At 47.1% G+C, this 21,585-nt stretch carries 18 protein-coding genes; 8 read left to right on the forward strand and 10 right to left on the reverse strand.

What is annotated here, in order from left to right; genetic code table 11:
• Positions 1-38 precede the first annotated feature (38 nt).
• Positions 39-2,267: an FG-GAP-like repeat-containing protein gene (locus WBG78_RS20945; RefSeq protein WP_337328438.1), complete on the reverse strand. Its 2,229-nt coding sequence runs from the start codon at positions 2,265-2,267 to the stop codon at positions 39-41.
• A 286-nt stretch (positions 2,268-2,553) separates the two neighbouring features.
• Positions 2,554-3,096, reverse strand: a complete 543-nt coding sequence (locus tag WBG78_RS20950) for a hypothetical protein (RefSeq protein WP_337328439.1) — start codon at positions 3,094-3,096, stop codon at positions 2,554-2,556.
• A gap of 285 nt (positions 3,097-3,381) precedes the next feature.
• On the opposite strand from WBG78_RS20950, the gene WBG78_RS20955 reads away from it, so the two are divergent.
• From WBG78_RS20955 to WBG78_RS20965, 3 genes are all read left to right on the forward strand, one after another.
• Positions 3,382-5,745: an ABC transporter permease gene (locus tag WBG78_RS20955; RefSeq protein ID WP_337328440.1), complete on the forward strand. Its 2,364-nt coding sequence runs from the start codon at positions 3,382-3,384 to the stop codon at positions 5,743-5,745.
• 447 nt (positions 5,746-6,192) lie between these two features.
• The gene (locus tag WBG78_RS20960; protein WP_337328441.1) at positions 6,193-6,849 is read left to right on the forward strand and encodes a diheme cytochrome c-553; all 657 of its coding nucleotides are present in this window, start codon (positions 6,193-6,195) and stop codon (positions 6,847-6,849) included.
• Between the two features lie 29 nt (positions 6,850-6,878).
• Positions 6,879-7,349 (forward strand): hypothetical protein, encoded by a 471-nt coding sequence (locus WBG78_RS20965; protein ID WP_337328442.1) that lies wholly within the window; start codon positions 6,879-6,881, stop codon positions 7,347-7,349.
• Positions 7,350-7,466: 117 nt separating this feature from the next.
• Here WBG78_RS20965 and WBG78_RS20970 read toward each other — a convergent pair whose 3' ends face one another.
• Positions 7,467-9,746 carry a cation:proton antiporter domain-containing protein gene (locus WBG78_RS20970; RefSeq protein ID WP_337328443.1) on the reverse strand — a complete coding sequence of 760 codons (2,280 nt, stop codon included), beginning with the start codon at positions 9,744-9,746 and terminating at the stop codon, positions 7,467-7,469.
• A gap of 156 nt (positions 9,747-9,902) precedes the next feature.
• Here WBG78_RS20970 and WBG78_RS20975 point away from each other — a divergent pair, with 156 nt between their 5' ends.
• The gene (locus WBG78_RS20975; RefSeq protein ID WP_337328444.1) at positions 9,903-12,323 is read left to right on the forward strand and encodes an ABC transporter permease; all 2,421 of its coding nucleotides are present in this window, start codon (positions 9,903-9,905) and stop codon (positions 12,321-12,323) included.
• Positions 12,324-12,464: 141 nt separating this feature from the next.
• Here WBG78_RS20975 and WBG78_RS20980 read toward each other — a convergent pair whose 3' ends face one another.
• Positions 12,465-13,043: a hypothetical protein gene (locus WBG78_RS20980; RefSeq protein WP_337328445.1), complete on the reverse strand. Its 579-nt coding sequence runs from the start codon at positions 13,041-13,043 to the stop codon at positions 12,465-12,467.
• Between the two features lie 68 nt (positions 13,044-13,111).
• Complete coding sequence (locus WBG78_RS20985; RefSeq protein ID WP_337328446.1) at positions 13,112-13,522, reverse strand: DUF4345 domain-containing protein; 411 nt, start codon at positions 13,520-13,522, stop codon at positions 13,112-13,114.
• A gap of 94 nt (positions 13,523-13,616) precedes the next feature.
• Between WBG78_RS20985 and WBG78_RS20990 the strand changes: the two genes are divergently transcribed.
• The 4 genes from WBG78_RS20990 (at position 13,617) to WBG78_RS21005 (ending at position 17,475) form a co-directional block, all read left to right on the forward strand.
• Positions 13,617-14,612, forward strand: a complete 996-nt coding sequence (locus WBG78_RS20990; RefSeq protein ID WP_337328447.1) for an AraC family transcriptional regulator — start codon at positions 13,617-13,619, stop codon at positions 14,610-14,612.
• Positions 14,609-15,535 carry a LytR/AlgR family response regulator transcription factor gene (locus WBG78_RS20995; RefSeq protein WP_337328448.1) on the forward strand — a complete coding sequence of 309 codons (927 nt, stop codon included), beginning with the start codon at positions 14,609-14,611 and terminating at the stop codon, positions 15,533-15,535. Before WBG78_RS20990 ends, WBG78_RS20995 begins: the two co-directional genes overlap by 4 nt.
• A gap of 96 nt (positions 15,536-15,631) precedes the next feature.
• The gene (locus WBG78_RS21000) at positions 15,632-16,216 is read left to right on the forward strand and encodes a hypothetical protein (RefSeq protein WP_337328449.1); all 585 of its coding nucleotides are present in this window, start codon (positions 15,632-15,634) and stop codon (positions 16,214-16,216) included.
• Between the two features lie 11 nt (positions 16,217-16,227).
• Entirely contained in the window at positions 16,228-17,475 is a 1,248-nt protein-coding gene (locus WBG78_RS21005; protein ID WP_337328450.1) for a serine hydrolase domain-containing protein, read from the forward strand.
• Positions 17,476-17,514: 39 nt separating this feature from the next.
• Here the strand turns inward: WBG78_RS21005 and WBG78_RS21010 are convergent, their stop codons facing one another.
• The 5 genes from WBG78_RS21010 to WBG78_RS21030 all read right to left on the reverse strand — a co-directional run bounded on the left by WBG78_RS21010 (position 17,515) and on the right by WBG78_RS21030 (position 21,489).
• The gene (locus tag WBG78_RS21010) at positions 17,515-17,658 is read right to left on the reverse strand and encodes a hypothetical protein (protein WP_337328451.1); all 144 of its coding nucleotides are present in this window, start codon (positions 17,656-17,658) and stop codon (positions 17,515-17,517) included.
• A 51-nt stretch (positions 17,659-17,709) separates the two neighbouring features.
• The gene (locus WBG78_RS21015; protein ID WP_337328452.1) at positions 17,710-18,804 is read right to left on the reverse strand and encodes an STN domain-containing protein; all 1,095 of its coding nucleotides are present in this window, start codon (positions 18,802-18,804) and stop codon (positions 17,710-17,712) included.
• A 13-nt stretch (positions 18,805-18,817) separates the two neighbouring features.
• Positions 18,818-19,798 (reverse strand): FecR family protein, encoded by a 981-nt coding sequence (locus WBG78_RS21020; RefSeq protein WP_337328453.1) that lies wholly within the window; start codon positions 19,796-19,798, stop codon positions 18,818-18,820.
• A gap of 19 nt (positions 19,799-19,817) precedes the next feature.
• Entirely contained in the window at positions 19,818-20,366 is a 549-nt protein-coding gene (locus tag WBG78_RS21025; protein ID WP_337328454.1) for an RNA polymerase sigma-70 factor, read from the reverse strand.
• A 181-nt stretch (positions 20,367-20,547) separates the two neighbouring features.
• Entirely contained in the window at positions 20,548-21,489 is a 942-nt protein-coding gene (locus WBG78_RS21030) for a 3-keto-disaccharide hydrolase (protein WP_337328455.1), read from the reverse strand.
• Positions 21,490-21,585: the final 96 nt, after the last annotated feature.

Genomic DNA, 21,585 nt, shown 5'->3' on the forward strand with positions numbered 1-21,585 from the left:
GTCCTAGCCTGGGGATTACGACAATCTTTATTTGCTTCTTACTGCCGGGCTAAACTGTCGGTTGCAACAACAGGGAATGTACCCGGAATGCATAGCCGGTTAGGCAGAACCCAGTCGATCGATTTCAGTTGTCGTGTGGTCATTTCACCTTCTTCTTTGATGACGACAGACTGCCCTGGCTTTACATTCTGAATTTTTTGAATTGTGTGACTGCCACCCCAGTTAATTTCAATGGCATCGATAACACTCGCCTGGCCAATGCCAATATGCTGTCTAAGGGGGGATGCGCCGAAACTTCCTCCGGAATTCACATCTCTGAAAACGTGCCGGACTACACCGTTCTCCCTGAAACTAACTTTGATGCGCGTCCCTATGGCTAGCCGATTGGACTTCTTTCCTTCGAGTTCGATGCTGATCCAGTTATTTGTGTTCTGGCCCGGATTGAGGAAAAATGAATTCTGATAGGAATCGCCAGGATAAGCTCCACCCATTTCGATATAGATGTCTTCATCGCCATCGTTGTCCATGTCGGCAAAAGAAACGCCATGTCCCTTTTGCAAATGTCCCACGCGCGCAGAAGTTGTAACATCGGCAAACTCCTTACCTCCGAGATTGTGAAACATCTTGTTAGGTACGAGCGACTGATAAAGCGGATTGCCCGAGCCGAGATACATATCCAGGTAGCCATCGTTATCAATATCTCCGAAGTTTGCTCCCATAGCGAATACGTTGGTTGTGAGCCCAACCTTCTTCGATACGTTTGTAAACGTTCCGTCGCCATTGTTGTGATACAGCAGCATTTTATCATCTGCTCCAGCTGCTATTCCCAGCTTCTCAGCTGCTTCGTAGTAACCAAGGGACCTTTCAAACGTGTAGTCACAGAGAAAGATGTCAAGCCACCCGTCATTATCATAATCCCAGAACCAAGTTGGAAATGTGCGATTTTTCTCGTTCGACAGTCCCGCAATAACAGTAGCATCGGTAAAAGAAATTTCACCGTCTTTCACCCCTTTATTGCGAAACAGCCGGCGCCCACCATCCATAGTCGAGATGAAAATATCCTGCCATCCGTCGTTGTCATAATCACCGGACGTAACCCCTTTTACAAAACCCAAGAGGTCGCACAACGCTTTATGCGCAACCTCCCGGAATGTGCCATCCTGATTGTTAATATAAAGTTCATTAGGATGCATCTCCGAAAAATTACCAACAACACTCTCGTTTCCTATGTAAACATCAAGCCAACCGTCGTTGTTAAAATCATTCCAGGTCGCCGTTTGCGTGGGATGAAAAGACAATAACCCGCTGGCTGTGGTCACATCAGTGAATGTTCCATCGCCGTTATTTCTTAAAAGAGAGTTGGGATCATGTCCGAAGGCTCCGCGCCAGGCACCTCGCAGTACGAAAATGTCTTTGTATCCATCGTTGTTATAATCAGTCTGCAGGAGATTCAGGCCGCCTGTAATCCCCTTCAGTTGCATCTTTTGAGACCAGTCTTCGAATTTGCCATCGCCACTATTGTGAAAGTAGTGCATGGCATCCGATGTGCCCCACCCCGATGTGATGACGTCGACGTAGCCGTCGTTGTCAAAGTCATCTGTGATAGAACCTCCAGCCATATTCCCCACTTCAAGTTTAAGGTCACCAGCAATGTCTTCAAATGGCCGTACACGATGCGTGGTGTCGCCTTGCATCCCTGGAATCAGAAGATCAGCCGGCACTTTCTCAGGATAGTCGCCGATCGTCATGTATGCGAGATTCAGTAACCATCGCGACTCGAGATCTGACGGATCTACGCGAAGCAATGCCTGGTACGATTCTATCGCCTTTCGGGAACCATCCATATCATTGTGTATACCCAAACCACTGATGGGCAGAATACATGATTCTGACGCATGATTGGATACACAATTAGAACGCTCACCGAGACGCAGGTATGCCAGGGCCAGTGTCTTCAGGATCTGAGTATCATTTCTATAACGCGATTTAACCAACGGTTCCAGTAAGCGAATCGCCTTCTTCTCCTCGCCAAGTTCCAGCAGGATGTTTGCCTTCAGATAGGTACAAAAACGTATTTCCCCCTCCGAGCTGTGCGGATTGCTCAGGAGTGAGTCCATGAAAGGCAATTTCGCATCCGGCCTGAATGTATTCCTTGGATTATATCCCTGATGATGAGCTTCCTTTAACAACTGCACCATTTCACGCTGACAGGCTGCCGCCGACGACGGTTGCAAGTCCATGCTGCAGGAGAATGGAAGGATGCTCATTAATAATAATGCTATAGTTCGTAAATATTTTAGTTTCATAATGATGATTAACGGTTGAGGATAATGGTAATCTTTCCACAGCAACCCAATAGCCATCACGCGTCACCGGCCCTGATTTTGGAATATAGAGCATGAAACACGTAGCATGTAACATGTACTAAATACAGACGCAGTCGTCAGCAATGTCACTGGCGACGAAATCAAGATAACATGGTAACAAATGAAAGACCGCTCAACTCGCCATGGATATGACGGGATGAGTTAATGTGGAAAGGAAAAAGGACTGCTAGGCTCTGGGCGGATGAGGAATTTCCGGAAGTGAGATGTCTTCATGCGATTGACCTGCCGGATGGAACCTGAATTCCATAACCCAACCAGTAGTGACGGTTATCAGTGTCCGGACGCCGCCGAGATACTCCTTAATAAACAAGGATTGAGTTTCTGAAGGTCCTTGTGTGTCCGATGTTGAATCAACATAACTGAATGCAACATCAGCTAAAGCCTTCCGGATTCTTTGGTCCGCCTCGTCTTTGATACAGATTACGGTAAGGGTATCGTTAGCATACTTTTGTTTGATCAGTCGGTAGGATTCGCCCTTGTGCACGAACTTACCCTCCACTCTCATGAAATCTGCATTGTCGTACTGATAAGGCAACGCAATAGGAATTCGCAAAGTGACTGTACTGGACACATCGTAATTGTCGACATCCAGGGCATTTGAAGCACTGACGTCATTTCTCAATTCAAACCCAGCAATGATAAAATAGTATCCCATTGTATTCAACAGGACCAGAACGATAAGTAAGGCAGATAATATGCGCTTTTGCACAATGGTGATGATTGCCAATCTACAAAATCCAGACTGAATAACCATACGATGCCACGTCTTCAGATAAACGCCACGTCTTCAGCTTACTGGAGCAACCTAATCTACCCGGATCAATTCATCTGCCCACTCCATCCTTTCCATATCTGCGGAACTCAATGTTTCGAAAACGAACATAATAATCCCTTTCCGCACACCCTATCGAAAGTCACGCTGGGTTAAACCTACCACAACGCGGTTGCGGGGGTCTGGCACGATTATGCATTAGCGATGATCAAAACCCGCTATATGCTCGCAAACTATTTTCGTGTAGCCGTTAGAAATCTTCAGCGTTCATTGTCGCATTCCCTTATCAATGTATTTGGTCTTTCATTGGGCCTAACGTGCGCGCTACTGATCTATTTGCTGGTGACATATCATCTTAGCTTTGATACGTTCCACAGCAACGCGGATCGCGTCTACCGCTTTGTAACGGAACAGCATCGCGACCAGGTAAGCTATGTATACAGCGTGCCTCCTGCTTTTGCCAATGCCTTTAGAAATGACTATAGCTACGGAGAGAAAGTCGCCCGGATGTGCGCGAATCAGGACGTGCTGGTTTCAATCGATCTCAATAATGAGAAGAAGAAGTTTAATGAGGATATCGCATTTGTTGATCCAGACTATTTCGAAATCTTCAACTTCCCGGCAGTGGAAGGTACGATCCCTTCAGCGCCACAAACTGCAGCGCTTACTCAGGACATGGCCATCAAGTATTTTGGCAATGAGTCTCCAATCGGAAAAACCATCCGCCTGGATAACCGCATCGACTTTCAGATAACAGGTGTACTTAAGAACATTCCTGACAACACCGATTTCCGATCAAAGGTATTCTTCTCGTATGCAACGATGAAACAATACAATGAATGGTATGCTGACGACAATGCATGGGGTGGAATCACTACTGACATTCAAACTTTTACCAGATTGCGTCCTGGCGTTGATCCAAAGGAGGTTGAATCGGTTTTGCCTGCGTATGTGAAAAAGTATCGTCCTGAAAGCAAAAACGTTCATCATTACAAACTTCAGCCTCTCAGCGACGTTCATTTCAATGCACTCTACAATGGGCAAATGTCCATGCAAACCATCTGGATTCTGTCTATCGTAGGGTTCTTTCTCGTTTTTACAGCGTGCCTCAACTTTATCAATCTTTCAACGGCACGTGCCGTTACGCGCGCCAAAGAAGTTGGTGTTCGTAAAGTGTTGGGAAGCGTCAGGAATCAGTTGTTCTGGCAGTTTACAGTTGAGACTGTGGTCGTTGTAACGGTGGCCGCAACGCTCGCACTGGGCGCTGCCTCCGTCATTCTTCCTCAACTCAACAGCCTTTTCAAACTGCGCATTGAAACCGCCTTGTCATCCCATCCCGACATTCTTATCTTCCTTGCACTATTGATCGTCGCCGTCACGTTCATTGCCGGCGCTTACCCGGGTATTGTCCTGTCCGGTTATAAACCAGTCGTCGCCCTCAAAGGGAAATCCATAGATATCAGTAGCCGTGGCGTCAATCTCCGTCGCTCACTGATCATAACGCAGTTCACCATTACGCAAGTCCTCGTAATCGGGCTCATAGTTCTAATGTATCAAATGAGATTCAATCGCTCGACAGACATGGGCTTCCGTCAGGATGGAATCGTCATGATACCCGCCGGGCCCCAAGAAAAATTCAACACACTGAAAACTGAGATTTCAAAACTTGGTGGTGTTGAAAAGGCATCATTTTGCTTCTCGCCACCAGCGTCATACAGCAACTGGAGCACATCTGTTACCTTTGATGAACGTACGGAAAGCGAGGACTTTGCTGTGAATGTCCGCGGTGCCGATGCCGACTACCTCAAAGCCTTCGACATAGACCTGGTTGCCGGCCGGGATCTCGTTCCTTCTGATACAGTACGTGAATTCCTCGTCAATGAAGAATTCGTTCATAAGCTCAACATGAAACCTGAAGAGGTGCTGGGACGACCGATTCGTTTTAATCAGGGTCAGACTGGACCCATTGTAGGCGTAGTCGCTAATTTTCACGACCGGTCTTTTCACTCTGCCATAAATCCAGTGATGATCACAACGATGCAGAACATGTACAACGAAATGGCAGTACGCATAGCGACTAACGATGCACAGGCGGTAATCGGCACAATCGAAAAGGCATGGAGTGCGGTTCACCCTGATCAGATCTTCACCTACAATTATGTCACTGACAGGACCGCTGAATTCTATGAAGCCGAGCAAATGACGATTAAAATAGTAGAGTTCTTTTCATTCATTGCTCTTCTTATTGGCTGCATGGGACTTTACGGTTTGGTATCATTTATGTCCGTTCAAAAAACAAAAGAAATCGGAATCAGAAAGGCCCTTGGCGCAAGTACTATGAGCATTCTGTCGTTGTTTGGAAAAGAGTTTGTCCTCCTGACCCTGATCTCATTTGCTGTCGCTGCCCCTCTCGGCGGATGGATCATGGCACAATGGCTGACGAGATATACATTTGGGGTTCAGCTAAGCTCATGGATCTTTATTGCGGAACTGCTCTTCGTTATGTCGATCGTGCTTCTAACCACGGGCATGCAGTCGCTTAAGGCGGCACTTAAGAACCCGGTAAGTTCACTGAGGGTTGAGTAACCTGCCGCCGCTAATACGTGCTTCAGGAAAGTCCTACAAGCGCGAACACACCTTGTACAAGGTTTCATATTGCTACTAAGCAGCAACTATCCAGCTACTTTCAAGGACAAGGCATAATCTCCTAAGCAGGTGAAGAAGATCTGAAGCAGACAATGCAGATGTCTGTATGGCCGAAATCTAAAACTAAATTTGTTACGGCAAAGGCATTAAACAACAACGTCCTTAATGGGCTGAACGGGAAGCAGGGCTGTTCTACGCCAAAAGGAGCGTAACTACGCTATCCGTAATAATTCGACGTCCAAGGGCCAATTCATTTCATTTCTCAAACCTTGAAATAAATCCTCCGTATTAGGGTATATCTAATACAATCCATACCTCCTATGACGATGAAAGTAGCCGACCGAAAAGTCGCCCTGGCATCGTATTGGAAAAACATTAACCCAAAATATGAAAGCGATTTCCACTTCTGTTGCTGCTGACCGACCGTCGGCTGTGACCGCGATTGTTACTGCCCTGCGCGTCGTCACTGCACTTTTTCTTACAGCTATGCTGCTGTTCGCCTGTTCACGTCCGAAGGAACAAACACTGATAACTTCTGCCAATGCAGCTCCTGCACAACCTGATCATGAAGAACTTGTTAAACGTGGTGCCTATCTCGTTACGATAATGGGTTGCAATGACTGCCATACACCAAAAATTTTCACACCTCACGGCATGGAGCTGGATTCGTCACGCTTGCTTTCAGGGCATCCTGCCGATGAAAAGCTTGCGCCTATTCCTGGTGGCCAGGGATTCATGCACTTTAGCCCTGGCCTTACTGCGGCGGTTGGTCCCTGGGGTGTTTCGTTTACTGCGAACCTTACGCCTGATCCCCTTGGACTAGGAGGCTGGTCTTACGATCAATTCAAAACAGCAATCACACATGGTAAGTATCGCGGTATCGAAGGTGGCCGCTCTCTCCTACCGCCGATGCCATGGCAGAACCTGGTGAACATTCACGACGAAGATGCCCGTGCAATATTTGCCTACCTGCAATCGCTGAAGCCGGTGTCTAACCAGGTCCCTGCTCCGATCCCTCCAAGTGATATGATAGTATCCAGATAGAATTAAAACATAAATCAATACCCTCGCCAATGAAAACTAAAATTGCCCTCGGCGCCATCGCTATGTCAATCGCGTCGTTCTCCGCTTCTGCTTTTCCAAAGAATCCCACTGCCGAAGAGGCAGGAAAGAAAATCTTCGCAGCCTTTCAGCACAGTGCGTTCATGGAATACAATTCAATGGTGCCAACGCTCACCGATTTATATCAGGTAATGGAAGCCAATGCATCGTTCTATGGTGCTAACCTTTCAGAGGCAAAAGCAGAACTCAGCAAACAGTATGCGAACGACGTGAAGAAAATCGAGACTTCGTTTCTTAGCGCCATTGAGCAAGGCAAATTGAATCACATATCATGGGCTAAAGCAAAGTTTGTTTCTGCTGAACGTTCACATGGAAATCTTGTCATAGAATTTACAGTTGATGGCACGTCGCACAAAGTACAGGTAGCCGTTGCTGAAATCGAAGGTGAATTGCGTGCAGGTAATGTAATCGCCTGTCTGTAAAGAAATATCTTAATGCCTGCACCAACAGGTACCCCCAGATTGAACTGCATCGGATCGGTGCAGTTCTTTTTTACTTTAATGCGTCTCGTTTATTTTAATGCGTATCAGTAAACCGATTCAGCCCTCTGAATCGGTACCCTCGAACAGCCGTTCGATGCGCGACTTTTCACCCACGACCCAAACAATATCACCCCACTCAAACACCGTGGTGGAGTCTGGATTAAGGATACGCTGATCATCACGTTCAATGCCAATGACGAGGCCGTGTGTTCGCTCACGTATTCGGGAATCTCGCACATTGAGTCCCTTCAGTCGCGTGACCTCATTGACAACGATCTTGCGCAAGACGATATCATCAACATTCACGGCAGGGCCAACTCCCTCGATCTCTGCATCGAACACCGGTTTAAAGGATTGTAACTGTTCGTCTGTGGCCAGTAGTCCAACCTGGTCGTAGGGCAACAGAATATGATCGCGCCCCGGAGTATTAATCAAAACTTCGCCGCGCTTAATGTAAACGATATTGATTCCGAATTTCTCGCGCCATTCCAGTTCTCTAAGCATCCGGCCAACGTAGGGGGCAGACGCAGGAACCTGTAACTGCACAATATGAGCGTCCCACGGTGCAAGCCTCGATTGCAGGTCCGCGGTCTTACGTGAGACGTTGGCTTCGAGTGTATTGTACTCCGCCGTTTCACGGGCGTTGAGATTTCCGAGGAAGCGCAATTCAAGTCGTTGATAAAAAGCCTGAATCCGTTTCGCGAACACGAAGAACACGGCAACAATTATTGGTACTGCAATCAGTAACGCGATCGCGGTTGAAAATAATTTGAACACAAGAAAACATATGATCGTGATGCCAGCAACAACACGACCTACTTCCAGTAACAGCAACGGCCCACGGCTATAGCGTTTCTCCATCCACATTTCGCGATATGCCATGTTGTTAGGACGTTTTGCCATGAGTGCCCAGAGGAACGGTGCACAAGCGGTGAGTGATACCACCAGCCCGACAAGTGCGGCAAGTGTTGGGTCCCAGTCGCTGTCGCGCAGAATCGGCATGAGAAAACTTACGGATAGAAAAATCAATGTAAGGAGTACAATGCCATTCGTCAGGATAATCATTGCGTATGATCTCACAACGATCTGCCAGTCGCTTTCAGCCTGTATACTTTGTGCACTTGAAGAATAGTTGAGAAGGCGCTGCCTCCATTTTTCAGGAAGGGACCTTTCGATTAATCTATAAGTGGGCGTGGACAGCTTTATGAAATATGGGGTAGTGAACGTGGTGATTGCTGAAGCTCCAACGGCAACAGGAAACAGAAAATCCGAAATGACACCAAGGGACAAACCGAGCGTAGCTACTATAAATGCAAATTCACCGATTTGTGCCATACTCATACCTACTTCAATAGATTGCTTCAGCGGTTGTCCCGAAATCAGTGCCCCGGCCGTTGTGCTCACCATCTTACCGATAACAGTGAGCAGCGTAACGATCACTACGGGCCAGGCGTATTCAACAATTGCAGCAGGATCAATTAACATACCTACCGATACAAAGAACACTGCCCCAAACAGGTCCTTCACCGGTTTAATAAGATGTTCGACCTTTTCCGCCGATGTTGTTTCAGCGATGATTGAGCCCATTATAAACGCACCCAGCTCAGCTGAAAAACCTGCGCGCGTTGCCACTACCACCATTCCGAGACACAATCCAAGTGCAAGTATCAACAAGGTTTCTTCATCCAGTAATTTCCTTACCAACCTAAGCAAAGAAGGAATGAGGAAAATCCCTGCGACAAACCACAGCACGAGGAAGAATACGAGCTTTGCTACAGTGAATACGATCTCTGTACCCGCGAACTGTTTTGTAGCCGCCACAGTAGACAACAATACCATTAACAAGATCACAACTATGTCTTCCACAACGAGCACGCCAAACACTACACCGGCAAACTTCTTCGTCTTCACGCCAAGTTCTTCGAATGCCCGAATGATAATCGTTGTTGATGAGCTGGCCAGCATGCCTCCGAGAAAGAGGCTATCCATAGTAGACCAGCCCATAAGAACTCCGGCAAAGTATCCCGCGGTTGTAATAACGGTGATCTCAAACAATGCCGTTACTGATGCAGCTCCTCCTACACGCAGAAGTTTTTTAAAACTAAACTCCAGGCCCAGACTAAACAGTAAAAATATCACACCAATTTCGGCAAGAACTTCGATGTCGCCCTCATCGCCTACCGTCGGAAACAGGTTGAAGTGAGGCCCTACAAGAAATCCGGCGATAATGTAGCCAAGAACCAAAGGTTGTTTCAGCTTACGAAACAACAGTGTCGTGACGGCACCCGCCATGAGAATCAATGCGAGGTCTATAATCAGATCAGGTAGATGTCCCATATCCCGCAATTTAAGGGATTGTTCATAGTATCACGTACGATTGAGTTACGAAATGCCTGCCAATTGCTGCCAGTGGTCATGACTTGCAGCCATTTTTGCACAACTAAAACACTTTTTTTGAGGGTATTCGTTATCTTGATCAAATACCGCTCAGCCATGATCAAGAACTACCTGCTAACTGCCTTCAGAAGTTTCTTCAAGAACCGTTCCTTTACCATCTTGAATGTACTTGGACTTTCAATTGGCATCGTTGCCAGTTTGCTGATCCTGCAGTATGTCAAGTATGAACGCAGCTATGATGCGTTTCACACCAAAGCAAATGACATTTACCGTATCCAGTACAACCAATGGCAGAATGGCAAGCTGCGATTTGAATGCGCGGCTGCAGTACCTGCCGTGGGTCCTGCACTGAAGAATAACTTCCCGGAAGTTCGTCGTTTCACCAGATTGTTTCCTGTAAGTGGGGTAATTAGTTATGAGAGTCCAACGGGAATCAAATCTTTTCGCGAAGAGAAAATGCAAATCACAGACTCTTCAGTTTTTGAAGTATTTGACTTTAAACTCGTAAAAGGAGATAAGAGTGATGTGCTCTCAGGTCCCAATAAGGCTGCCATTTCGGAGAGGGCAGCAAAACGTTATTTCAGCGACGAAGACCCAATCGGAAAAACGATATCGTGGGATGGCGATCGCAAGTTTGAAGTTCACGGTGTCTTCGCCGATGTGCCCGACAACTCGCATATCAAGTTTGATTTCATGCTGTCGTATCAGACTCTAAATAATGAGTCGCATCGGCAATCAGAAACGAACTGGGGCTGGTACGACTTTAACACTTATGTATTGCTTGAACCCGGAACAGATGTGAAAAAATTCCAGGCGAAATGGGACAATTGGCTGGTTGCCAATAAGGATGAAGAATGGAAAAAGACGAACAGCAAGAAAGAATTCATATTGCAGCCCCTGCTCGACATTCATCTTGGCAAGGTGTTGCTGCAGGAATCTGAGCCCGCCGAGCGCGGCGACCGGGAATCAGTTTATGCACTGAGTTTTATCGCACTGTTCATTCTCATTATTGCCTGGGTGAATTACATTAACCTGGCGACAGCCAAATCATTTGATCGTGCCAACGAGGTGGGTGTACGCAAAGCCCTCGGCGCACAAAAGCAACAGCTCATTTATCAGTTCCTCGCTGAATCAATATTGATCAATCTCGTTGCCGCCATTATAGCTGTTGTTGCTGTATGGTTATTGTGGCCTTCCTTTTCGTCGCTCTCAGGAAGAACCATTCCTCTTACTTACATGATTGACCGCGACTTCTGGCTACTGCTCGTAGGACTGTTTGTTGGCGGTGCAGCGCTTTCGGGATTCTATCCGGCAATGGTACTATCCTCATTCAAGCCTGTTGCTGTACTTAAAGGAAAAGTCATTAGTGCCGGACATGGCAACATTATGCGCAAGTCGCTGGTGGTGTTTCAATTTGCTGCTTCCGTTTTTCTCATTGTCGGTGCTATCGTTGTGTATCGACAGCTCGCATTCATGAAAAATCAGAAGCTGGGCATTGAAATAGATAAGACGTTAGTTCTAAAGTCACCAGGTATAACGGATTCCCTGTACATGCAAAAGGTACAACTGTTCAAGGATGAACTTTCGAAAGTACCCGGAGTGCAATCCGTTAGTGCGTCGTCAAATGTTCCTGGCGATGAAATCTTTTGGTCCAGTGGAATTCGCCGCTTAACGGGCGGGCCAGACGCCCCTATTGCAGGCTATACGGTAGGCATTGATCATGACTACGTTAAGTCGTTCGGTTTGAATATTGTCGCGGGAAGAAATTTCGATCGCGACCATCCCGACGAGCGCCATCGGGTGATTCTGAATCGCGCCATGGCTGAAGCATTGGACTTCGATGATCCTCTCGATGCAATTGGGCACAAAGTTTCTCACGGAGGCGACACAAGTGAAATCGTAGGCATTCTGGAGAACTATCATCAAATGTCACTTAAGGAGGCAGTAGTACCCCTCGTCTTCAGGTTTTCAGGTGGTTATGGGAATTTCATTGCGATTAAAATCGATCGGGAGAATTACAGAGATGTGCTTACTGCGGTCGAAACACCATGGAACACTATCTTCCCTAATAACCCGCTGGATTATTTCGTTCTCGATCAGTTCTTCAACAAACAGTATGAAAGTGACCGCCAGTTTGGACAGATCTTTACACTATTTACGTTGCTGGCAATCTTCATTGCGTGCCTTGGCCTGTTCGGGCTGTCTTCATATATGACAACGCAACGAACCAAAGAGATCGGCATCAGAAAAGTTCTCGGCTCGAGTGTTGGGCAGGTTGTGTTTCTGCTCTCGAAAGGATTTCTCAACCTCGTTGCCATCGCCGTTCTCATTGCGAGTCCTATCGCCTGGATTGCAATGGAGCGATGGCTTACCGGTTTCCCTTATCACGTTGACATGAGCGTTGCAGTGGTGATTATCGCTGCGTTACTCGTGATGATCATAGCCTTCTTTTCGGTTGGTCTGCAAACGCTAAGGGCGGCGCGCGTTAATCCAGCGCAGACTCTGAAGTACGAATAAATCCGTTGATCGTATGAAAGTCTATCCTTCTTCAGGCTGAGCTTGTACTCTCCCTGAAGCAGCGAGGGCTATCAAAAAACTCCGACTCATGCTCTTCACCTGACGACGAATTTTGATTTGACAAGTGTCAGCTTAGCGTGATCACTTTTCTGTAAGTATCGAAGAGTCGTATTGTTCCCCCTTGGCTACCTGTACCATGGTGATACGAACTTTTGTTGGAAAGAATTTTTCAAAGTCTGCTCTCTTGTGCGCATGACCTTGTCCTCCGCTATCGTCCTTGATCACAAGGTCCATCTGCTTAATTCCCTCCTCCCAGATGATAGATTCATTCTCCCAGAATGAAGTCATGGGAACGTCGCGCTCATAAACGCCAGTCGATGTATACACGTCGGTACCTGTGCAGCCATAGCCATTGCCTTTTCCCTTGTTGGGGATATAACAAAGTGTCCACGTTGTTGGCGCATTACCCGCTGGCTTTTCCTTTACCTCTATCCGTATATGCACCGTTCCGTTTCTATAATCCACGGGGGCTGTCCAATCTTTCGGACGTTTAGGGTTAATCTTCTCACCAGTTACATAATAGTGTGACTTGCTTGGCGTCGAGTTATCGGCGTCCTGCTTGGTGTATACGAACTCCTGATCGAATAACACAAACTGCTTAGTCTGAGCAAAGAGTGTTAATGGCAACATCAACACGATCAGTACAGGCAATTTCTTCATACGTTCCTTATTTTAATTGGCGAAGATAAAGAACGGATTACAAACGGCCTCACCCACGATCACACCAATCAGGCGGCAGCTGTGGCCACCGAACGACGTGGTTGCAGAAGAGCGAGCAACACCGCCGATGCCAAAAGTGAAAATGCCTCGGTTCCAAACCACGTCGTGACAAATGCATTAGGCATTCCGTCAACGATCAGGCTTACGGAACGGCCTGTCAGAAAACCAGCGGCATATATCACGACCAACCACAATGCAGGTGCGGGTCGTTTTAATAGCGACCAGAAACAAAGCAATCCAAAAGCAAAATGCATTCCTCCGTAAACAGCTCTTATTGAGCTGAGGGCACTTGGATTATCAAGGCTGATCCCGACCTGCCTAACCACAGCCTGAGGATCGATCATTGCCTCAATGCCGACCTTGCAAAATGCCAGCGCCATTAAACCCAGGAATATCCTGGTAACTCTATTTGTCATCATTGTTGATATTTTTATCACGTTTAACGTTCCCGGGTTCCGCTCAATAGTGATAACTTGTGTCAAAAAGGGGACATTTCACGACATGTTCGCCCATATGCCCATCATCCGTGACATCCTCTATGGGGCGGCACACCGCGGCGCCAACTTGTCGGCTATGTGCAGAAGTCTTGGTATTTCTGTTGCCGACCTTAGCCAGTCGGATCAGATGATAGAATTCAAGAAAGCTTATACCGCGTGGAACGTCGCTCTTGAGGCTACAGGCGATCCGATGCTGGGGCTTCACCTGGGCACAACTACAACAACAGCTATTCTTGGCATCGTTGGTCATTTGATGCAGAGCTGTGCAACACTTGAAGAAGCGTTTAAGCAGGTTTGTGAATTTGGCGCTGTTGCAACTGACATGTTTAAGTATTCCATGGTAACGCGAAGAGATCAGATCATTCTCATCTTTTCGCCCTCCCCTTCATGGGTACGTCAATCGCCCATTACGGCAAGGCACGCAGTTGATCAGGCGATGGCGGGTTGCATGAATGTTTTCTTTCTGTTGTCTGGAAATCGCGTTCAACCGCAGCAGGTAACGTTTTCAATGAAGCGCCCTGCGCAACCCGATCACTACGCGCAAGTTTTCACTACCAGGCTGGAGTTTGATTCAAAATCTAACTCACTCGTATTTTTTCGCTCCGACCTGCAGGCTCCACTTCCACGGTATGATCGCTCTTTGTTCGCTACATTTAAATCGATGGCCGGCAAACAAATGCGCACACGCAAAACGGCACGGCACTTTCACGATAATGTATTGCATTGCATGCGTCATGAGTTTGCCGCGCAAGTCCCTTCCCTTAACATAATGGCTGCTCATTTGAACATGACTGCCCGCACGTTTCAACGGAAGCTCGCAGCAGAAAACATTAAGTATCGCGACCTGTATGATCTGGTTTCGAAGGAAATCGCACTCTCACTGATTAACTCGGAAAACACCAGCATCTCTGACGTGTCGCGCCTGATGGGCTACAGTGAACCAAGTGCATTTCGCAGGGCGGTAAAGCGATGGACGAAATCCACTCCCGGCACTCTCAAAAATCAAAAATGAACATCAGCAACGGCACGGAGGAACGTCAGCAAGCAAGTATCGGCCATTCACATTCTACAATTATGCCCCCGAAACTGTCGAATAGCCGCTATCATCCGGATGTGATCATCTTTCTGTTCCTAATTCCAATTATAAGTGGCATCAATTACTATCTCACCTATTCAAACATACGATTCAACTGGTTCTTTCTGCTGACGTTTTGTATTGACACCGTACAGGGATATGCGGCCTGGTGGATCGTCAAAGAAATCATTCTGTACCTCGACAAGCTGCTGCCCTTTGAACGGTATTTTGTTGTAAGGCTTGTTGTGCAGCTCACGACAACCATGCTCTCAGGACTCGCTGTTATCGCCGCGCTCACCGAGCTCGTAAGCATTGTCGCAAAGGGAAGAACCGCACCACTTGACTTCTACACAATTGACCTGGTGATCATATCGATCTGGTTCCTTGTAATCAATGGGATATATGTTGCGCTTTACTATGTTAACTTATCAAGGGACATTCAATATTCAAAGCCGATCAGTACGGACTTGCCTGTTGACACTGAATCAGCGACGCGCGGGTCGGCGTTACGCGAGTCACCAATAATAGCAAGGGTCGGACGCGAGACGCTTAAAGTCGACGCAGACCAACTGGCAGGACTTTTCGTGGATGAGCATTATGTCATCGCGGTGACGACTAGTGGAAAGAAACACGTGCTCGATCAGTCGCTCGATAAACTTGAACGATCGCTTCCTTCGGAGAATTTCTTCAGAGTGAACCGGCAATACATACTAAGCCGAAGCGCAATTTCGGGTTTCAGAAGGCTGGACAATGGCAAGCTTTCCGTTTTAGTCCGTAAGATCGAATGGCTACCCTCCGAAGTGCCTATGAGTCGCATTCGGGCCTCCGCATTTAAAGAATGGTTTCACATTCAGGACTGACACTTCACGCATCAATTCACGACACTTCAGCCAAAAGAAGGCTTTTCAGCCTCAACCGGAAGGAGGACTGATCGTAACATTGTGAAAAATGTTTCCGTGAAAAGCTTGCTGTTCATTATTAGTATTGTGGTGGTTGTGCTTAAATGCCCGGCCCAGGAACGAGAGGATCGCTACGACTTCCCAATTGTTGTCACTGTAAGTTTTCCTGCTCTTGCCCTGCCATTCAGAAATCTCGACCTCAATTTCCGGAACATCGGAATCGGACTGGGAACCGAAATAAGCCTCAATTCACAAGGCACTTGGATTCAACAACTGCAACTTGCCTGGATGCGAAATCGTCAGGTCGGAAACCAATTGATGGCCTATACCCAGTTAGCCTGGCGACCTGATATCGGTGAAAATGGTTTTGGTGAGGCAAAACTCGGAGCGGCATATGTTTATGGATTTACGCCTGCAAGTTCTTATAGGTCAGAGAATGGCAATTGGGTTGCGACAGGTCATCGAGGAAAGGGAATGTTCGCTCTTCCTGTTGGGGTAGCCTTCGGCGCTCATAGTTATTCAGGAGATTTTCGTTACTCGCCTTTTCTGGGGTACCAGTTCATGATCATCACCCATTACAATACCACTGTTCAGATGATCCCTCAAACGATGATTCAAACAGGAGTCATGATCGCCAAATAATCCCCGGAACAATGCAAACATCTAAATACTCAACGTTCTTTCTGATCAGGAAACTAATAACGATTGGCTCATCTTTAGTCGCACGAAATATAACGAGTCGAGCTTCCCTGTTGCTCATCCTTATGAGCAGCCACTGTGCACCAATCGTATATGATCTTAACACCACAGCATGCACAGGCAATGAGTCAGGAGAATATTCTCAAAGTTCAGCGATAAAAGAAGTGATGAACAGGCTTGTTGATAAAGTTCCTGGTGCGGCCATAGCGGTTTGGAGCAAGGAGGGATCATGGGAATACGCCGCTGGCTTTGCAAAAGTAGAAAACAAGACCCCCATGATGACCTGTAATCTTCAATACCTGCAAAGTATATCGAAGACCTACACATCTGTTTGTATTCTAAAGCTTGCTGAGCGCGGAATCATCGATTTGAAAGCACCAATCACAACATATCTTCTTCCAAAGCATAGCGATTGCATTAAACGTGCGCGTGAGATAACGGTGGAGATGATATTAAATCATACGTCAGGCATTCCCGAATACAATGGTGCTCCCCGTTATATCACGCGACTTCTGCAGGATCCTGGTCACCCGTTTGTACCGGAGGACTATCTAACCTACATCTGTGGAAAGGCACCCGACTTCGAACCAGGGTCGCGATATTCTTATCGGAATACAAACTACCTTATTGCTGCTCTTATACTGGACAAAGTCACCGGTGATCACGGCACTTTCATGCAAAAGGAAATATTTGATCCGTTGCATCTTCAGCACACGTATTATTACAAGAGCGACGGATATCTTGACCATAGTACACTTGTAAACAGCTACTGGGACAGATACAGCAACGGAAACATTGAGAACGTTTCAGTGCTTCAGCGAAACAACGTGCGGGCTATGATCGGCGACGATGGAATCGTATCAACACCTGCAGACGCAGTCCTCTTTTTAAAGGGATTAATGGAGGGCAAGCTGATTACTGAGGAATCGCTCCGGCAAATGAAGCATTGGGTAAACGATGCTAAAGGAAATCCAACCTATGGTCTCGGATTGGACCGGACGTTGCTCGATAGCACAGAGTCATATGGTCACAGCGGAGGAGGACTCGGGGCGGGCTGTCAGTTGTATTATCTGCCCACTAAAGACATTTACTATTTCATTTCAATTAATCTTGGGACTGTTACCGAAAGTCCTCTTCATAAAGAAGTAGAAGTCGCGCTTCAGAAAATCGCTGTGATCTTCAATGAAGAGAAGATACCATGAGGTCGTTTTAGTAGACCTTGCGCTTCGCAGTCTGCTTCATTATGGGTGGCGTGCGTCCTGTAAAGCACGGGCATGTGGTGGATCAAATGGACGGCAGCAATCTTTCGCTGCAAAATATTGCATCGCCGCTACAAGCGCGAGTGCAACAATGACTGACACAGCTTCTTTGATTCTGTTTGACATCTCCGGATAGTTTAGCATTCAATCCAGAGACAGGCGAAGACCTGACTGCCACTACTTCTTCTCCAGAAAATTTATTTTGAGGGCAATCGAAGCTTCCCAACCCAACCAGGCGTCACGTACCCGTTGTGTTGACAGTAATGCGGCGGACTTGTTTGAGGCATCCACCTGGTTTACAACAACCACATTGCCATAACCTCCGCCATTTCCATCATCTACGATAATCGATCTCCTTTGGACAAATGTGGTCGTGCGATATGTATCGTAGTCTGTGGTGGATTGATTGATTGTCGGACCCAACTTAACCATGAATGAGGGTGTTACTGCGTATTGGATCATTAGTTTAACCTGATGATGTACAGTTTTTTCTTTCATCTCCAGTTCATTTATCCCCTGATTATTTCTCCAGGAAGATGTTGTAGAATGTCGGGATGTGTTAAAGCTATAGATGGGATTAAAAGACAGATTATGACCAAGATCAATGGATGTTCCAATTCCATAACCCACGTGGAACCGACCATTGCTAAGCCAGCTCGGAGTAAAAACAAAATAAGCGCGCTGAATTCCAGCCTGCATTTCGATACCGGAGGAATAGTCATTGAGGAGCGGCCCAACCGACACAAACAAGCCAGGACGATAATGATTCATGCTTACTTTACGCAATTCCGTAGTGGGAATTGTATTAAGCTGTGTCGTGGTTAGTGCAGGAATGAAAGTAGGATCCATTCGTTCGGCAAAAGCAGGGATCTGCAGACGATTTGAGGAAGACTGCTGCTTCGAAGGCGCATAGTATGATAAGTCACTTGACAGTTTCCTCGCACCCATCGGTACCCTACCCACTGCGTTGCGTGACGTCCTCGCTTCAATCTGAAGCTGCTTAATCATTACATAACGACCCTGGATCTTGAATTCGATACCCAGTTGTGAACCTATCAGTGCAAGGGTTTCTTCCAACGAGCGATTATCAATGCTCAGCGTAACGGCCCTGTTTAGATCAGTTTTGTTTGAGCTGTAGATAAAGCTGACACCAGCCTCAACAGAAAGATGACGGATAACCTCATCAAGACGCGTTGAGGTGAACGCGCAGCTTACCTTACGCGCGCCAACAGACTGCGCCTGTAATGAAATGCCTGCAACCCACAGTACCAACACCAAACACACTCTACAGACATCCCTCTCCCGTAATAGTAAAGTGCCTGCCATTTTTCGCGACGGTAAGATTGAGTGTTTCCGCCACTAAATTTACAATTTTATCGATATCATCCTTATAGAAAGTTGCTGTCAGTCGGCAATTTTCAAGGGCGGTGTTTTTCAATTCAAACGTGTACGGATAGCTGCCCTCCAGGTCGCGAATCACTTCGCTCAGCGGCGCATCGTCGAATACGAGACGCTGCGTGGCGTAGCTATATAAATTGCCTACCGGAACCTCGGTAACTGAAAACCGGCCGAATCTTACGCCAGCGGTCATTCCACTCGTTATCGTTACGCTGTCTACTGCCGATGTTAACAGGACCCGGCCTTCTCTGACATGAACCATCATCTGGGCCTCATCCATTTTAACATTGAATTCGGTACCTAAAACCTTGATTGTCAACTCTCCCGCATCGACAATAAATGGCCGTCCTGCATCGTGGGTGACATTAAAATATGCCTGTCCCTGCTTCAACCTGACTCTTCTGATTCCGGCCTCAAACTGATCCGGATACTGCAATTCACTATTTCTGTGGAGCGTGACAGTGGAGCGGTCCGGAAGTTCAATGAATCTGAAGCTGTCTGAAGTCGCAACGGTACCGAGTTCAGTTTCGGGTGTCCTGGATGGTGCGAAGAAAACGAAATAAGCCGAAAGGGCTATGACCAGTAATGAAGCAGCAATACCCAATGGCCACCACGAACGCGTGCGAACCGGAACTCCGGTTACCGGCGGCATATGCACGCTGTCCGATACCTTCTTCCATGCCGACGCTTTGTCAAATTTGGGCACGGGAATTACCGCCGACTGACGCCATGTTGCTTCCATCTGTTCAAAGTGCTCGCGATTTCGCGAATCCTTTATCCAGTCAGTTACGGCGATGGCCTCCTCGGGCAACGCGTCTCCAGTTAGAAAGCGTGCGATGAGGTCATCATTGATTTCAATTTTGCTCATGCTGCTCATGCATTGACCATTATTCGTCTGTACTGTCCTTCAATTCCGTCCGAAGGAGTCGAAGGGCCTTACAGATCTGATTTTGTATTGTGTTTACCGATATGTTGAGACGAGACGAAATCTCCGGATAGCGGAGACCATCATACCTGCTCATCATAAAGATCTTTTTGCATTGCGGCGGGAGGTTGTCAACCGCCAGTCGAATCTTTTGATCCAGTTCTTCGGGGAACGGATCAGGATCGCTTGTTGCTTCAACCGCTTCAAGCTGGCTGTATGCCTGATAGCGCGATTTAACCGCGCGATGCTCAATGTGATTCAAACACTGGTTGTACACTGCCTTGAATAAATATGATCGCACAGACTGTCTGACTTCCAGCAAGTCGCGCTTCTCCCATAACTTCATGAATACCGATTGAACGATGTCTTCCGCCTCCGCGGTATCGCGAAGAATACTAAATGCATAGCCACATAACGGCTCATAGCAAGAGTCGAATACGTGTTGAAAAGCGACGGTGTTTCCTTCGCGTATCGCGTTGATAATGTCTTCCTCCGGAAGCTCGTGAGTCATCGCAATCAGTAGTGTTCTCCCAAATTTACGAGTCTATTCCGACCAAGAGACAGGAACGCTGACGAATACCACTATTCAAACTGAATTTTCCTTTAAAATAATACGGCCGGACCACGAGTGGAAAACTCCTGATCCGGCCGTTGATATTAATAATTGGTCTCCTGGCTATAGGAGGGCGGTATTACTTGCTGATTGCAGGGGTGATTACAATGTTGCGAAGGTCTATCGGACCGTGATCGCCCTGGAAATAAATAGGACCGGGTTCGTCCTCTTTGCTGTCAAGAGCACCACCGGTAATACCTGGAATCTCCTGGTTGGTAATAATGGTCTTGCCATTCGCAACGATCGTGACCATACGGCCAACGAGGGTGATGTCATACGACTGCCATTCTCCGGCGTCCTTTGCAACCATTTCACTTGGTGCGATGAATCCATAAACACCACCGAGATATCCCTTCCAGGGCTCTTTGCCCTTGCTGTCTTCTATTTGTACCTCATAGCGACCACGCAGATAAACGCCGCTGTTGCTGCCCTTCTCATAGCGAAACTCAACGTGAAGTTTAAAGTCGGTAAACGTCTGGTCGCTCACGAGGTTAGAACCGGATTTGGGACTTCTCAATACACCGTTCTCAACGATCCACTGGTTGTCGCCTGTAGTATGCCATCCTTTGAGATCCTTACCATCGAATAGTTTTACGGGCTTGCCCCACTGTGGCTCGCCGGTACGCTTCAGCTTTGGTGCGCGTACAGCCGTCCAGTTGTAAGTTTTTCCGTCTACAAATACCATTGTTCCCGTGAGTTTGTCACCGGACACAGTTCCCTCGAAATCAAGATAGCGGTCCTCCTTCTCCCATTGTGGAGGGATAGAGAAGCTGAACTTGCCATCGGAGAATTTGACTTCAGAGATCGGCCGTGCACTGCCGCCTGCATATACGAATCGTCCTACTAGCGTCTTAATCCCTGAATGCTCCACTTCGAGCCATGAGGGTAGAAACTTTCCATCCTTGTCAATCGTAATGTCCCACCTACCCTCGATTGGTGTCGGGGTCTCGTGCTGGGCATTAGAAACAAGGGCGATCGATAAGAGCAATACGGCAAAAGATGTACGACTCCAAATTTTCATTGCGAAAGCGTGCGAAATGCTGGTCATAATCATATGTAAAATAAGGCGGTCAAGTAACTATATTTTGAATTGGCAATCAACACTAAAAGTACAAAC

Source organism: Chryseolinea sp. T2 (assembly GCF_037203685.1).
Lineage (GTDB): Bacteria > Bacteroidota > Bacteroidia > Cytophagales > Cyclobacteriaceae > Chryseolinea.

Excerpts from the sequence above, each read along its gene's own strand:
- WBG78_RS20945 (WP_337328438.1), bottom strand. The coding sequence starts at position 2,267 with ATGAGCATCCTTCCATTCTCCTGCAGCATGGACTTGCAACCGTCGTCG.
- WBG78_RS20955 (WP_337328440.1), top strand. The coding sequence starts at position 3,382 with ATGCTCGCAAACTATTTTCGTGTAGCCGTTAGAAATCTTCAGCGTTCA.
- WBG78_RS20960 (WP_337328441.1), top strand. The coding sequence starts at position 6,193 with ATGAAAGCGATTTCCACTTCTGTTGCTGCTGACCGACCGTCGGCTGTG.
- WBG78_RS20965 (WP_337328442.1), top strand. The coding sequence starts at position 6,879 with ATGAAAACTAAAATTGCCCTCGGCGCCATCGCTATGTCAATCGCGTCG.
- WBG78_RS20970 (WP_337328443.1), bottom strand. The coding sequence starts at position 9,746 with ATGGGACATCTACCTGATCTGATTATAGACCTCGCATTGATTCTCATG.
- WBG78_RS20975 (WP_337328444.1), top strand. The coding sequence starts at position 9,903 with ATGATCAAGAACTACCTGCTAACTGCCTTCAGAAGTTTCTTCAAGAAC.
- WBG78_RS20980 (WP_337328445.1), bottom strand. The coding sequence starts at position 13,043 with ATGAAGAAATTGCCTGTACTGATCGTGTTGATGTTGCCATTAACACTC.
- WBG78_RS20985 (WP_337328446.1), bottom strand. The coding sequence starts at position 13,522 with ATGATGACAAATAGAGTTACCAGGATATTCCTGGGTTTAATGGCGCTG.
- WBG78_RS20990 (WP_337328447.1), top strand. The coding sequence starts at position 13,617 with ATGCCCATCATCCGTGACATCCTCTATGGGGCGGCACACCGCGGCGCC.
- WBG78_RS20995 (WP_337328448.1), top strand. The coding sequence starts at position 14,609 with ATGAACATCAGCAACGGCACGGAGGAACGTCAGCAAGCAAGTATCGGC.
- WBG78_RS21005 (WP_337328450.1), top strand. The coding sequence starts at position 16,228 with ATGCAAACATCTAAATACTCAACGTTCTTTCTGATCAGGAAACTAATA.
- WBG78_RS21010 (WP_337328451.1), bottom strand. The coding sequence starts at position 17,658 with ATGTCAAACAGAATCAAAGAAGCTGTGTCAGTCATTGTTGCACTCGCG.
- WBG78_RS21020 (WP_337328453.1), bottom strand. The coding sequence starts at position 19,798 with ATGAGCAAAATTGAAATCAATGATGACCTCATCGCACGCTTTCTAACT.
- WBG78_RS21025 (WP_337328454.1), bottom strand. The coding sequence starts at position 20,366 with ATGACTCACGAGCTTCCGGAGGAAGACATTATCAACGCGATACGCGAA.
- WBG78_RS21030 (WP_337328455.1), bottom strand. The coding sequence starts at position 21,489 with ATGAAAATTTGGAGTCGTACATCTTTTGCCGTATTGCTCTTATCGATC.